Origin of the sequence: Streptomyces sp. NPDC059743, from assembly GCF_042732975.1 — a bacterium.
Taxonomy (GTDB): domain Bacteria; phylum Actinomycetota; class Actinomycetes; order Streptomycetales; family Streptomycetaceae; genus Streptomyces.
This window is the reverse complement of the sequence record NZ_JBHWGS010000003.1, coordinates 12,908-25,748: the sequence shown is the minus strand read 5'-3', so window position 1 is coordinate 25,748 and position 12,841 is coordinate 12,908. Positions and strand designations below refer to the sequence as shown.

The window sequence follows — 12,841 nt, the reverse complement described above, 5'->3', positions numbered from 1 at the left end:
CACCCGCGCGTCGGCTGTGACGAGCGGGCACCGGACGGCCGCGCCGCGCCACCCGTAATCGGCTGCGCTTTCCCGTCGTATCTCTCGCAGGCCCTTCGGCACCGTCGTCGCCGTCCTGGCGGGCCCTGGCGGACGGCCGTGTCCCACGGGCGGCCTGGGCCGGCGCTGCTTGGGCGTCCATTCGGCTCATCTCCTTGCGTAGCGGGCGAAGCGGATGACCGGGACGGGCGTGCCACGGATCAGCCGGCGGGAGCGGCGCGCATCCGGCCCACGGGCGGCGGGTCGGGCAGGATCAGCGGGTTCTGTGGCGCCGGCAGACCGTACAGCTCGTACAGTCGGCTCCGTACGCGCTCCATGGGGTATTGGCCCGCGTAGACGGCGGTCTTGAAGATCACGCCTTCCAGCACACTGCGGAAGAAGACCTCTTCCAGCGCCGGATCGGCCGCGCCACGGGCGGCGAACATCTCGCGCAGCCGGTCCTCCAGCTTCACGATCCGCTCCTCCTTGCGGGCCTCGACCTGTGCGAACAGGCCGTGTGTGGCCGGGCCGACGACCAGACTGAGCGCCATGCGCTGTACGGGAATGGTCCGTACGGCGGCGAGCAGGACGCCGTCCAGGATCGCGGCCAGCCGCTCGTCGGGGCTGCCGGTCACCTCGGAGATCTCGACGACGCCGTCGAGATAGCGGTCGAGGAGTTCGTCCACGAGCGCCTGCTTGCCCGGGAAGTAGTAGCTGATCAGACCGCGCGAGACACCGGCGCGGGCCGTGATGTCGGAGATGCTCGCCTCGTGGTAGCCCTTCTCGGCGAACTCCGTCAGCGCGGCGGCGAGAATCTTCTCCCGCGACTGCTCACGCATTTCCTCGTTCGTATGCGCCGATCGCGGCGACACGGTCCCCCCGCCCTGCTTCGGTGCCGCGACCGGCGCGCACTCGAACTGTGTACACGTCAAAAATACACTGGCTGTCCGTACAGTCAACGTCCGTACAGTCAACGTCCCTCGGGCAGCTCCGGGTACGTCACGACCAGTTCGCCGTTCTGGGCGTCCACCCTGATGACCGAGCCGTCCTGCGCGTCGCCGCGCAGCAGCGCGCGTCCGATCAGCGTCTCCACCTCGTGCGAGATGTAGCGGCGCAGCGGCCGGGCTCCGTACACCGGGTCGAAGCCCTGGTGGGCGATGAGTTCACGGGCCGGCCCGGTGAGCTCCACGGTGATCCTGCGCTCCGCGAGACGCCGGCGCAGCTCATCGAACTGGAGGTCCACGATCCGCTCGATCTGGGCCAGGCCCAGCGGCTTGAAGAGCACGATGTCGTCCACGCGGTTGAGGAACTCCGGCCGGAAGTGCGAACGCAGTTCGGCCATCACCTGTGCCCGCGCGTCGGGCTTGATCTCACCGTTCACACTCGCGTCCAGCAGATAGGTGGAGCCGATGTTGGAGGTCATGATGACGACGGTGTTGCGGAAGTCGACGGTACGGCCCTGGGCATCGGTGATCCGGCCGTCGTCAAGGATCTGGAGCAGCGTGTTGAAGACATCGGCGTGTGCCTTCTCCACCTCGTCGAACAGCACTACCGAGTAGGGCCTGCGGCGCACCGCCTCGGTGAGCTGGCCGCCCTCCTCGTATCCGACGTAGCCGGGAGGCGCGCCGACCAGCCGGCTCACCGTGTGCCGCTCCTGGTACTCGCTCATGTCGAGACGGACCATGCTTTCCTCCGTGTCGAAGAGCGCCGCCGCGAGCGTCTTCGCCAGCTCGGTCTTGCCCACACCGGTCGGGCCGAGGAAGACGAACGACCCGATCGGCCGGCGCGGATCGCGGATCCCGGACCGGGCCCGGATGATCGCGTCGGCGACCAGCCGTACGGCCTCGTCCTGGCCGATCACGCGCTCCTGGAGGATCTCGTCCAGCCGGAGCAGCTTCTCGCGCTCGCCCTCCTGGAGACGGCTCACCGGGATACCGGTCCAGGCGGCGACGATCTCGGCGATCTCGTCCTCGGTGACCACCTCGCGCAGCAGCCTGGTCTCGCCCTGCTTGACGCGCAGCTGCTCCTCCTCGGCGGCGAACCGGCGTTCCAGCTCGGTGAGCGTCCCGTAGCGCAGTTCGGCGGCGCGGTTGAGGTTGTAGGCGCGCTCGGCCTCGTCGGCCTCCTGACGGACCCGTTCCATCTCTTGGCGCAGCTCCTGGACCCGGCGGATGGCCTGGCGCTCGGACTCCCACTGGGCGTGCTCGGCATCGGCCTCGGCCCGTACATCGGCGAGCTCCCTGCGCAGCTCCTCCAGCCGGTTCACACTGGCCGGATCGGTCTCCTTGGCGAGCGCCGCCTCCTCGATCTCCAGCCGGGTCACCCGCCGCGTCAGCTCGTCCAGCTCCGCGGGCATCGAGTCGATCTCGGTACGCATCCGCGCGCACGCCTCGTCCACCAGGTCGATCGCCTTGTCGGGCAGGAAGCGGTCGGAGATATAGCGATGGCTGAGCGTCGCCGCGGCGACCAGCGCCGTGTCCTGGATCTTCACACCGTGGAAGACCTCCAGCCGCTCGCGCAGTCCGCGCAGGATGGAGACGGTGTCCTCCACGCTCGGCTCGTCCACCAGGACCTGCTGGAAGCGGCGCTCCAGCGCGGCGTCCGACTCGATGCGCTTGCGGTACTCGTCCAGCGTGGTCGCGCCGATCATATGCAGCTCGCCCCGGGCGAGCATCGGCTTCAGCATGTTCCCGGCGTCCACCGCTCCTTCGGCGCCGCCCGCGCCGACCACCGTGTGCAGCTCGTCGAGGAAGAGCAGGATCCGGCCGCCGGCCGCCTTGACCTCCCCGAGCACCGCCTTGAGCCGCTCCTCGAACTCGCCGCGGTACTTGGCACCGGCCACCAGTGAGGCGATGTCGAGCGCGAAAATCGTACGGTCCCTGAGCCCCTCCGGCACATCGCCGCGGACGATCCGTTGGGCGAGTCCCTCCACGATCGCGGTCTTGCCGACGCCCGGATCGCCGATCAGGACCGGATTGTTCTTGGTCTTGCGGCTGAGGATCTGGGTCACCCGCCGTATCTCGGCGTCCCGGCCGATCACCGGGTCCAGTGTGCCGGCCCGCGCCTCGGCGACGAGGTCGCGGCCGTACTTCTCCAGCGCCTCGTACGCGGCCTCCGGAGTCGCGGAGGTGACGCGCTGATTGCCGCGGATCCGGGTGAGCGCGGCGAGGAACGCCTCCTTGGTGAGCCCGTACTCCTTGAGCAGACGTCCCGAGGCGGAGGCCGAGCCCTCGTCGGCCAGCGCCATCATCAGATGCTCGACGGAGACATACTCGTCCTTGAGCCGCCGGGCCTCCTGCTCGGCGGTCTCCAGCAGCCGCGACAGCCGCTGGGTGACGAACACCTGGCCGGGCGCGGCGCCCGGCCCGGTCGCCCTGGGCCTGCGCGACACCTCGCTCTCCACGGCCTCGCGCAGGGAGGGCGGATCGACACCGGCCTGGCCGAGCAGCCGGGGTACGAGCCCGTCACGCTGGTCGAGCAGCGCGAGCAGCAGATGCTCACCGTCGACCTCGGTCTGCCCGAGGCGCACGGCCGCGCTCTGGGCCTCTTGCAGGGCTTCCTGGGACTTCTGGGTCAGCCGATTCATGTCCATGGCAGGTCGTCACTCCTCGCGCCGGTGCGGCGCAGCGCCGCCTCCAACTGGCTGATCCGGTCCAGCAGATCGAGTACGAGACCGATGGAGGCGTAGTTGAGCGGAAGCCCGGCCCGCAGCCGCTGGACACGGGCCAGCGTGCGCGGGGCCGAGCGGTCGAACCAGAGTCGGCCTGCGGAGTCACGGGTGGCCTCCACCAGACCGAGCGTCACCAGCCGCCGGACCAGGTCGGGATGGAGGCCCGAGCGACGGGCCACCTCTTCCAGGCCGAGCCGGCGGACGGGCACCAGCTCGTAGACCCGGATCCGCCGTGTCTCCGGCCGTTGCCAGTGCTGCTGCCACTGTCGGTCGGTTGTCATCGCGGCCTCCTCGGGTCGAAGTCGGACGCGGCGGCCAGCTCCTCGAACAGTGCGCGTTCGCGGTCGGTCGGGCGTGGCGGGACCATCACCCGGAGCTCGGCGTAGAGATCGCCGTCGGTGCCGCGCGGATTGGGCATGCCCTCGCCGCGCAGCCGCAGCCGGCGGCCACTGGAGGAGCCGGGCGGGACGGTGACCTTGGCGCTGCCGCCCGGAGTGGGCAGCGGTACGGTGGCACCGAGCGCCGCCTCCCAGGGCGCCACCGGAAGCCGGACATGGATGTCACGGCCCTCCAGCCGGTACCGGTCATGAGGCTTGATACGCACCCGGAGATACAGATCACCGGCGGGCGCGTCACGGCTGCCACGGCCGCCCTCGCCGGCCAGCCGGATCCGCTGTCCGTCGGTCACTCCTTGGGGCACGGTGACCTGGTAGTCACGGCGGCCGTCCGGTCCGGCGAGACCGACAGCGCGCCGTCCGCCTCGGTAGGCCTCCTCCACGGTCAGTTCCAGCTCAGCCTCCTGGTCGGCGCCGGGCACGGTCCTGCGTGCGCCGCCGCGTCCTGCGGCCCCGAACAGATCGCCGAAGAGATCCTCGAAGTCCACGTCCTGGTAGGCGCCGCGCGGGCCCTGCCCGAAGCGCACGCCACCGCCGCCCGGAGTGGTCCAGCCACCGGCGCCGCGGCCGGCCGCAGCCACTCGCTCGTCGGCGCTCTCGCCGTACTCGGCGTACTCAGGGATTTTGCGGAAGTCCGGGCCGAACCTGTCGTAGCGCGCCCGGGTGTCCGGGTCGGCCAGGACGCTGTAGGCCTCGTTGACCTCCTTGAAGCGCTCCTCGGCCCGTGGATCCTTGTTGATGTCGGGATGGTGGCGACGGGCCAGCTTCCGGTAGGCCTGCTGGATCTCCTCGTCGCTCGCCGTGCGGGAGACACCGAGCACCGCGTAGTAGTCCCGCGCCATGGGCCGTCACTCCCGCCGCTGACTGACCGTCACGGCCATCGGCCGCAACTGGCGGTCGTCGAGCCCGTATCCGGGACGCAGGACGTTCACGACCGTGCCGGGCTCGGCGTCCGGATCGTCCACGACACCGACCACCTCGTGCCGGCTCGGGTCGAACGGCACGCCCTTCTCCTCCTGGCGCGGATAGCCGAGCCGCTCCAGTACGTCGACGGCCTGGTCGCGTACCGCCTCGACGCCCTGGAGGACCGAGGCGGGATCGGCGCGGGCATGGGTGAGGGCCAGATCGAGATTGTCGAGTACGGGCAGCAACTCGGCGGCGGTACGGGCCCGTTCGGTCCGCCGTACCTGCTCCAGCTCTCTGGCGTAGCGCTTGCGCAGATTGTCGAGATCGGCCAGCGCGCGGCGCCAGGCGTCCTGCACCTCGGCGAGCTCCCGCTCCGCGCCGTCCGGCGGCGGTACCGCTTCCGGTTCCGGCTGGGTGGCCATGGCATGACCTCAGTTCCGGTCGAAGTCGGCGTCCACGACATCGTCGTCGCCACCGCCGGTACCGCCGGCCTGTCCCGGCCCAGGACCCGCGGCCCCGGGCTCCGACGGCCCTGCGGGACCGGCCTGCCGGGCGGCGAGACCTTGATAGACCTGCTGGAGCTCGGAGGTCAGCGACCTGATCCGGTCCAGCGGCGCCTCGCCCTTCACCGCCTGGCGCGCGTCGCCGATCAGCAGCTGGGCACGGGCCCGCTCGTGCTCGGGAGCGCTCTCGCCCAGCTCGCCCAGTCGCCGTTCCACCTGGTACGCGACGGCGTCCAGCTCGTTGCGCGCGTCCACGGCCTGCCTGAGCGCCTGGTCCTCGCCACGGTTGCGCTCCGCCTCGGCGATCATGCGCTCCACCTCGGAGGGTTCGAGGTTGGAGCCCTCGCTGAGCGTGATGCCCTGCTCCTTGCCGGTGTCCTTGTCACGCGCGGTGACATTGAGAATGCCGTTGGCGTCGATGTCGTAGGTGACCTCGATCTGCGGTTCGCCGCGTGGCGCCCGGCGGATGTCGGTGAGCTGGAAGCGGCCCAGTACGCGGTTGTCGGCCGCGCGCTCGCGCTCGCCCTGGAGGACGACGACATCGACGGCGGGCTGGTTGTCCTCCGCCGTGGAGAAGGTCTCGGTGCGGCGGACCGGGATCGTGGTGTTCCGTTCGACGATCCTCGTCATCACACCGCCGCGTGTCTCCACACCCAGCGAGAGCGGTGTGACATCCAGCAGCAGCACATCCTTGACCTCGCCCTTGAGGACACCGGCCTGGACGGCGGCGCCCAGCGCCACCACCTCGTCCGGATTGACGCTCATATTCGGGTCCTTGCCGCCGGTCATCCGCCGGACCAGCGCCTGGACGGCCGGGATCCTGGTCGAGCCGCCGACCAGGATGACCTCGTCCATGTCGCTGTCGGTGACCTTCGCGTCGGACATCGCCTGCTTGACCGGGCCCAGACAGCGGTCCACCAGATCGGCGGTGATCTGCTCGAAGGTGGAGCGCATGACGGACTCGGTCAGATGCTTGGGCCCGGTGGCGTCCGCGGTGATGAACGGCAGGCTGACCTGGGTCCGGGTCACCGAGCTCAGCTCGGTCTTGGCCTTCTCCGCCGCCTCGAAGAGTCGTTGCAGCGCCTGGGTGTCGCCGCGCAGATCGATACCGTTCTCCCGCTGGAACGTGTCCGCGAGATGGTCCACCAACCTGCGGTCGAAGTCGTCCCCGCCGAGATGGGTGTCACCGGCCGTGGACCGTACCTCCACCACACCGTCGCCGACATCCAGGATGCTCACGTCGAAGGTGCCGCCGCCGAGGTCGAAGACGAGCACCGTCTCGTGCTCCTTCTTGTCCAGGCCGTACGCCAGGGCCGCCGCGGTGGGCTCGTTGATGATGCGCAGCACTTCGAGACCGGCGATCCGGCCGGCGTCCTTGGTCGCCGTGCGCTGCGCGTCGTTGAAGTACGCGGGTACGGTGATGACGGCCTCCGTGACGCGCTCTCCCATCGATTTACCGGCGTCGTCGGCGAGCTTGCGCAGCACCAGCGCGCTGATCTCCTCCGGCGCGTACTGCTTGCCCCGGATGTCGAACCGCGCCACACCGTTCTCGCCCGCCACGACGTCGTAGGTCACCGTCTTGGTCTCGGCCGAGACCTCGTCGAAGTGCCGGCCGATGAAGCGCTTGGCCGAGTAGATGGTGCCCTTGGGGTTGAGGATCGCCTGGCGGCGGGCCAACTGGCCGACGAGCCGCTCGCCGGAGTCGGTGAAGGCGACGACGGAAGGAGTGGTGCGGGAGCCCTCGGCGTTGGGCAGGACCGTGGCCTCACCGCCCTCCCACACGGCGATCACCGAGTTGGTGGTGCCCAGGTCGATACCGACTGCCTTGGCCATGAGGTGCTCCTTACGTGCACGACGTCTTCCGGCGTCCTCGGGTCCGCGGGTCCGTCCTCGGGGCAGAGTCCGTCGGTCCAAGGCTGGCGGGCACACCGGGCCGATTCCTGCACCTGGGAGGTCGAAATCCGGATCGCCGCTGGTCCTGCCGGCACAGGCCCGGCGGCCGGCCGGGCCGGAGACATGGACCGGATGCACGAGCGCGGTCGCTCGGTAAGGTTGTGTGATGGGGGCCGCTCCAGGAAGGTGTCGGGCCAGGGCGATGAGCACGGCCGCCGGAAGAACCGGACCTCCGGGGCCTCCGGGCCACCGGCCCTCCCGGCTGCCCCGGCTGATGGCACTGTCGAGCGCGGTGTTCGACGGCCGCGACGAATACGAGGTGATGCGGCTGGCCGCCGCCTGTGTCGCGCGGCTGGGCCCGTGCCGTACCGAGGCCGGATATCTGCCGGCCGCCGGACGGCTGGTCCATCTCCCGATGGGCTGCTCCGCCACCAGCCGGTCGCTGGACGCCCAGATCGCGGAACTCGGCGACCGGGACGGCGCCGTCCGGCTTCCCGACCGCGTGTGGTCATGGGCGTTCGCCCTGCGGGAGCCCGGCGGACGGGCCGGATCGCGGCGGGCCGGACATCTGGTCGTGAGCGCCCGGTGGCAGCCGAGCCATGACGAGATCACCCTGCTCGGTCTGCTGGCACGGCAGACCGGAGCGGCCCTGACCGGCGCCGCGGCCCGCCGCCGGGAGCGTGAGCACGCGGTGGAGCTGGACCGGGCCCGGCAGGAGGGCGCCGCCGCCCGCGCCCGGCTCGTCGCCGTGGAGTCCGAGCTGAGATACCAGCGGTCGGTGCACGACGCGCTCAGCGGTGCCACGGCCACCGGCGACACCGAGGCGGGCATCGCGAGGACGGTGCACCGGCTGACCGGCTTTCCCGCCGTCGTGGAGGACCGGTTCGGCAATCTCCGTGCCTGGGCGGGGCCCGGCTGTCCCGATCCGTATCCGAAGCCCGATCCGGGACGACAGGAGGAGCTGATCCTCGAAGCCGCCAGAAACGCGCACCCGGTATATCTCGGACACCGGCTCGTCGCCGTCGCCCGCCGTCGCGGCGAGATCCTCGGCACGGTGTCCCTGATCGATCCCGACGCGCGTGCGGGCGAGCACGAGGAGTTCGCGCTCGCACGCGCCTGTGAGGCGCTGGCCCTGGAGATGGCGCATCTGCGCAGCCTGGCCGAGATGGAGCTGCGACTGCGCCGTGAACTGGTGGACGATCTGATCAACGGTACGGACGACGAGAGCGCCTTCGCCCGCGCGGCGGCCGTCGGCCACGACCTGCACGGCCCACAGCATGTCGTCGCCGTGGGATGGACCGGGACGGCCGCCGACGACGCGTTCGTCCACGCGGTGGCCGCGGCGGCGGCCGGCCTGGGGCTGCGGTCGCTGGTGGCCCGGCGCTCGGGCCGCGCGGTGCTGGTGGTCCAGGGACGTCCCAAGGGCGACGAGCTGTACCGGGCGGTCGCCAGGGAGCTGGACTCGTGCGCGGGCGCCATCGGCCTCGGCGGGCGCTGCGACTCACCGTCCGAGATCCCGCGCTCGTACCAGGAGGCACTGCGCGCGCTGGAGGTACGCCAGTGCTCGCGGGTGCCGCACGGCGCGACCTCGTTCGACGATCTGGGCCTGTACCGGATCATCGGGACGGGCGACGACTACCGGGAGATCGAGGGATACGTCCGCGAGTGGCTCGGCCCGCTCCTCGACTACGACACGGCCCACCGCACCGATCTGGTCTCCACGCTCTCCCAGTACTTCGAGGCCGGCGGCAACTACGACAACACGGCCGCCGTCCTCGGTATCCATCGCAGCACTCTGCGCTACCGGCTCCAGCGGCTGCGTGAGATCGGCGGCCATGACCTGGGCGATGTCGAGACCCGTCTCAATCTTCATGTGGCGACACGGGTCTGGAAGGTCCTGGGCGGCACGCCCTGACCAGTGGCCCGGCCGGTCCTGTGGCGGCTCCCGTGGCGGCGAGGGCCGTGGCAGCTGGGGCCGTCAATGCGGCGTGCTCGTACGGGCGTTGCTGTGGCAGTATTTGCCGGGGTGGCGATGATCCGCAGGGGGAGATGTGTGCTGGTTCGCGTCTCTCTTTCCTGTATGACGATCAGACTTCCATGGAGCCCTTTATGCCGGCAGGAACGCCCAAGTCCCAGGTCGACACCAGCAAGCCGCATCCGGCCCGTATCTACGACTTCCTCCTCGGCGGCAAGGACAACTATCCGGTCGACCAGGCGCTGGCCTCGCGGCTGACGGCCGAGGCGCGCGAAGGCGCCCAGCAGAACCGTGCCTTCATGCACCGTGCGGTCGGCTGGGTGGCCCGTAGCGGTATCGACCAGTTCCTCGACATCGGCACCGGTATCCCGACCGCGCCGAACCTCCACCAGATCGTCCAGGAGATCGATCCCAGGGCCCGGATCGTCTACACGGACAACGACCCGATCGTTCTGCGCCATGCCGAGGCCCTGCTGATCAGCACGCCGGAGGGCGTCACCAACTACATAGAGGCCGATGTCCGCGAGCCGCAGGCGATCCTCGATCACGCCCGTACGCTGCTGGACTTCGACCGGCCCGTCGCGCTGTCCCTCATCGCCCTCATGCACTTCGTCCCGGACGACGACGACCCGTACGGCATCACCCGCACCCTGATCGACGCCCTGGCTCCCGGAAGCTGTCTGGTGCTCTCCCATCTGACGGGAGACTTCCTCACCGAGGAGCAGAACAAGGTCGACGCGTACCGTTCGAGCGGGATCAATCTGCGTCCTCGTACGCGCGCGGAGGTCGAGCGGTTCTTCGAGGGACTCGACATGGTCGAACCCGGTCTGGTGACGCGCTGGTACAAGGACACGCCCGCGCCGGAGAACGACACGAGCACCGAACTCCTCTACGCCGGAATCGCCCACGTCCGCTGACGGACGGAGAACGGCCGCGACACGGGCTTCGGGCCCATGCCGCGGCCGTTGGGCCGTGGGCGTTGTCAGGGAGTGCTGATACCCGGGCCGGTGAAGGTGTAGCTGTCCAGATCGAGAATGGCTCCCGAGCCACCGGTGAAGACCACGAAGAGATCACGCGTCCGTTCCTCGGCGCCGGTGACCGGAGCGCTGACCTCGGTGTAGGTCTCCCAGCCGCCGGTGTTCGGCACGGTCACCCGCGCGAGGACCGGCCCGGTCACGGAGTCGTAGCGGAAGGTGGCCACATTGCCCGCCTTGTCCGAGGACACCCGGGCCCTGATCCCGGTCACGCCCTTGAGACTCACCGGGTGGTAGCGGACCCACTCGTTGTTCTGTACGTCTCCGAGACGCTTCCCGCCCTCCGCTCCCGCGGCGGTGATGATCTGCGGTCCCGACAACTGCGCGAAGTGTTCGGCCTGCCACCGCTTGGGCCACAGCGTCCGCTGCTGTTCGCCGGTCAGCGGCACCGTTCCCGGAGCGCCCTTGTCGGTGTAGGTCGCGCGCACCACATAGAACTGTGTGGCGTCGAGTCCGGAGTGGATCGGCCCGGTGTTGAACGTCGTGGAGCAGCCGGTGCCCTCCGCGACCTCATGCGCGTGTTCCTGGTGGCCCAGTGCGATCCGTACGATCACCTTCGAGCAGTCGATCGGACCGTCCTGCGGATCCGTCGCGGACGCGGTCACGGTGACGTTCTCGTTCCACTCGTACACACCGCCGTCCGGTGGGGAGGAGATCGTCAGCGTGGGACGGTTGTTGCCGACCACGATCGGGACGGTCGTGGTACCGGTCCGTCCGGTGCCGTCGCTGACGGTCAGTCTGGCCTGGAAGCTGCCGTTGGCGGGATAGGTGAAGGACGGATTGGCCGCAGTGGAGTCGGTGCTGCCGTTGTCCGTGAAGTCCCAGGCGTAGGTGAGCGGATTGCCGTCCGGGTCGCTGCTGCCCGCGCTGGAGAAGGTCACGGCCAGTGGCGCCAGTCCGTTGTCCTTGTTCACCGATGCCTTGGCGAGCGGTGACCGGCCGCCCTGTACGTAGTTGATCTTGTAGAGCCCGGCGTCCTCGGCGCCCGAGAAGTAGCCGCTGCCGTATTCGAGCAGATACAGCGATCCGTCCGGGCCGAACTCCGAGTCGATCGGGTGGACGAAGCGCATACCGTCCAGCACCGGTTCGATCGCGGTCGGAGTGCCGGTCGCCGGATTGCCGTTGTTGAACTGCACTTCCTTGATCCAGTTACGGCAGTACTCGGAGATCAGCAGCTTGTTGTCGTAGTACTGGGGCCACTTGACGTCGGAGGCCAGGTTCGCGTCGTAGTGGTAGACCTCGGTGTGATTGGGCGAACCGCAGCCGCCCGGATTGTCGAGCTGCGGCCACTCCTTGCTGCCGCCGTGCTGCTCCCACACCAACGCGGGCTTGGTGGGCGGAAGTTGCTGGATACCGGTATTGCGCGGAGAGTTGTTGACCGGCCCGGTCGTGCCACCGCACGGGAACCAGCCGCGCGGTGCGTTGGCGGCGAAGTCCCAGTCGTTGTAGGCCGCATTGGGCCCGCCGCAGTAGGGCCAGCCGTAATTGCCGGGACCGGTGGCGCGGTTGAACTCGTCGTATGCCGCGGGGCCCCGGTTGGGAATGGTCGCACCGGCGTCCGGGCCGACCTCGCCCCAGTACAGAGTGTTGTTGGCCTTCTTGTCGACCCAGACACGGTACGGATTGCGTACGCCCATGATGTAGACCTCCGGGCGCGTTCCGGCGGTCCCGCGGGCGAAGAGGTTGCCGTCGGGAACGGTGTACGTTCCGTTGTCCTCCGGATGGATCCGGTTGATTTTTCCACGCAGATCGTTGGCATTGCCCGAGGTGCGCTGGGCGTCGTACTGCGGATTGCGGGAGGTGCGTTCGTCAATGGGCGCCATGCCCGCCGAGTCACCGCCGGAGTTGGTGTTGTCACCCACCGCGAAGTAGAGATTTCCCGCGGTGTCCCAGGACATCGAGCCCGCGGAGTGACAGCACAGCTCACGCTCGGTCGGCCACTCGATGATCACGTCCTCGCTGGCCGGCGAGAGTATGTTGGTGGCGCGGTCGAAGGTGAACCGGGAGATCCGGTTGACCAGCGGAGTGACCTTCGGCGAGTAGAACAGCATCACCCAGCCGGTGGTGGCGAAGCGCGGATGCAGGGTGATGCCGATCAGCCCGTCCTCGAACCGGGCGTCCAGCGGCAGGGTGAGCGCCACTGTTGTCGACGCGGTCGCGGGGTTGTAGAGCCGTACCTGACCGCCCGAGGCACTGGTGCCGCGGTTGATGTACAGGACCTTCTGGTCCGGCAGTACGGCGAGTTCGATCGGCTCGCCCATCTGGAGCCCGCCGTCGAGCTTGACCTTCTCGAATCCGCTCGTCGGCGGAGGAGCGGCGGCGGCCTTTGGCGAGGCGGCGGCCTGTGGCGAGGCGGCCTGTGGAGCCGCGGCGGCGGCTCCGGGCGCGAGCAGCAGGGCGGACAGGGTGAAGAGTGTGGCGAGTAAGGAAACGGCGCGGGACAGCAC

9 protein-coding genes are annotated in these 12,841 nt (G+C 69.6%); 2 read left to right on the top strand and 7 right to left on the bottom strand.

From position 1 onward, the window contains the following. Nucleotides 1-239 precede the first annotated feature (239 nt). The 6 genes from ACFV6H_RS05870 to dnaK all read right to left on the bottom strand — a co-directional run bounded on the left by ACFV6H_RS05870 (nt 240) and on the right by dnaK (nt 7,325). Nucleotides 240-857 carry a TetR/AcrR family transcriptional regulator gene (locus ACFV6H_RS05870; RefSeq protein WP_385539033.1) on the bottom strand — a complete coding sequence of 206 codons (618 nt, stop codon included), beginning with the start codon at nt 855-857 and terminating at the stop codon, nt 240-242. A gap of 131 nt (nt 858-988) precedes the next feature. Beyond that, nucleotides 989-3,610 carry an ATP-dependent chaperone ClpB gene (gene clpB, locus ACFV6H_RS05865; RefSeq protein WP_385539031.1) on the bottom strand — a complete coding sequence of 874 codons (2,622 nt, stop codon included), beginning with the start codon at nt 3,608-3,610 and terminating at the stop codon, nt 989-991. Beyond that, on the bottom strand, nt 3,601-3,969 hold the full coding sequence (locus tag ACFV6H_RS05860) for a chaperone modulator CbpM (RefSeq protein WP_385539029.1): 369 nt from the start codon (nt 3,967-3,969) through the stop codon (nt 3,601-3,603). The genes clpB and ACFV6H_RS05860 overlap by 10 nt, the downstream gene beginning before the upstream one ends. Then, nucleotides 3,966-4,925: a DnaJ C-terminal domain-containing protein gene (locus ACFV6H_RS05855; RefSeq protein ID WP_385539027.1), complete on the bottom strand. Its 960-nt coding sequence runs from the start codon at nt 4,923-4,925 to the stop codon at nt 3,966-3,968. Before ACFV6H_RS05855 ends, ACFV6H_RS05860 begins: the two co-directional genes overlap by 4 nt. A gap of 6 nt (nt 4,926-4,931) precedes the next feature. After that, nucleotides 4,932-5,411, bottom strand: coding sequence for a nucleotide exchange factor GrpE (locus ACFV6H_RS05850; RefSeq protein ID WP_384783780.1), 480 nt, complete (start codon nt 5,409-5,411; stop codon nt 4,932-4,934). A gap of 9 nt (nt 5,412-5,420) precedes the next feature. Next, nucleotides 5,421-7,325: a molecular chaperone DnaK gene (gene dnaK, locus ACFV6H_RS05845; RefSeq protein ID WP_385539024.1), complete on the bottom strand. Its 1,905-nt coding sequence runs from the start codon at nt 7,323-7,325 to the stop codon at nt 5,421-5,423. Between the two features lie 262 nt (nt 7,326-7,587). Here dnaK and ACFV6H_RS05840 point away from each other — a divergent pair, with 262 nt between their 5' ends. Then, nucleotides 7,588-9,300, top strand: a complete 1,713-nt coding sequence (locus ACFV6H_RS05840; RefSeq protein WP_385539022.1) for a PucR family transcriptional regulator — start codon at nt 7,588-7,590, stop codon at nt 9,298-9,300. Nucleotides 9,301-9,494: 194 nt separating this feature from the next. Continuing rightward, on the top strand, nt 9,495-10,277 hold the full coding sequence (locus ACFV6H_RS05835) for an SAM-dependent methyltransferase (protein WP_384985831.1): 783 nt from the start codon (nt 9,495-9,497) through the stop codon (nt 10,275-10,277). A gap of 65 nt (nt 10,278-10,342) precedes the next feature. On the opposite strand, the gene ACFV6H_RS05830 is transcribed toward ACFV6H_RS05835, so the two are convergent. Continuing rightward, on the bottom strand, nt 10,343-12,841 hold the full coding sequence (locus ACFV6H_RS05830; protein ID WP_385539020.1) for a carbohydrate-binding protein: 2,499 nt from the start codon (nt 12,839-12,841) through the stop codon (nt 10,343-10,345).

Bases quoted from the DNA above. Each gene is read 5' to 3' on its own strand.
- ACFV6H_RS05870 (WP_385539033.1), bottom strand. From the start codon at position 857: ATGCGTGAGCAGTCGCGGGAGAAGATTCTCGCCGCCGCGCTGACGGAG.
- clpB (WP_385539031.1), bottom strand. From the start codon at position 3,610: ATGGACATGAATCGGCTGACCCAGAAGTCCCAGGAAGCCCTGCAAGAG.
- ACFV6H_RS05860 (WP_385539029.1), bottom strand. From the start codon at position 3,969: ATGACAACCGACCGACAGTGGCAGCAGCACTGGCAACGGCCGGAGACA.
- ACFV6H_RS05855 (WP_385539027.1), bottom strand. From the start codon at position 4,925: ATGGCGCGGGACTACTACGCGGTGCTCGGTGTCTCCCGCACGGCGAGC.
- ACFV6H_RS05850 (WP_384783780.1), bottom strand. From the start codon at position 5,411: ATGGCCACCCAGCCGGAACCGGAAGCGGTACCGCCGCCGGACGGCGCG.
- dnaK (WP_385539024.1), bottom strand. From the start codon at position 7,325: ATGGCCAAGGCAGTCGGTATCGACCTGGGCACCACCAACTCGGTGATC.
- ACFV6H_RS05840 (WP_385539022.1), top strand. From the start codon at position 7,588: ATGAGCACGGCCGCCGGAAGAACCGGACCTCCGGGGCCTCCGGGCCAC.
- ACFV6H_RS05835 (WP_384985831.1), top strand. From the start codon at position 9,495: ATGCCGGCAGGAACGCCCAAGTCCCAGGTCGACACCAGCAAGCCGCAT.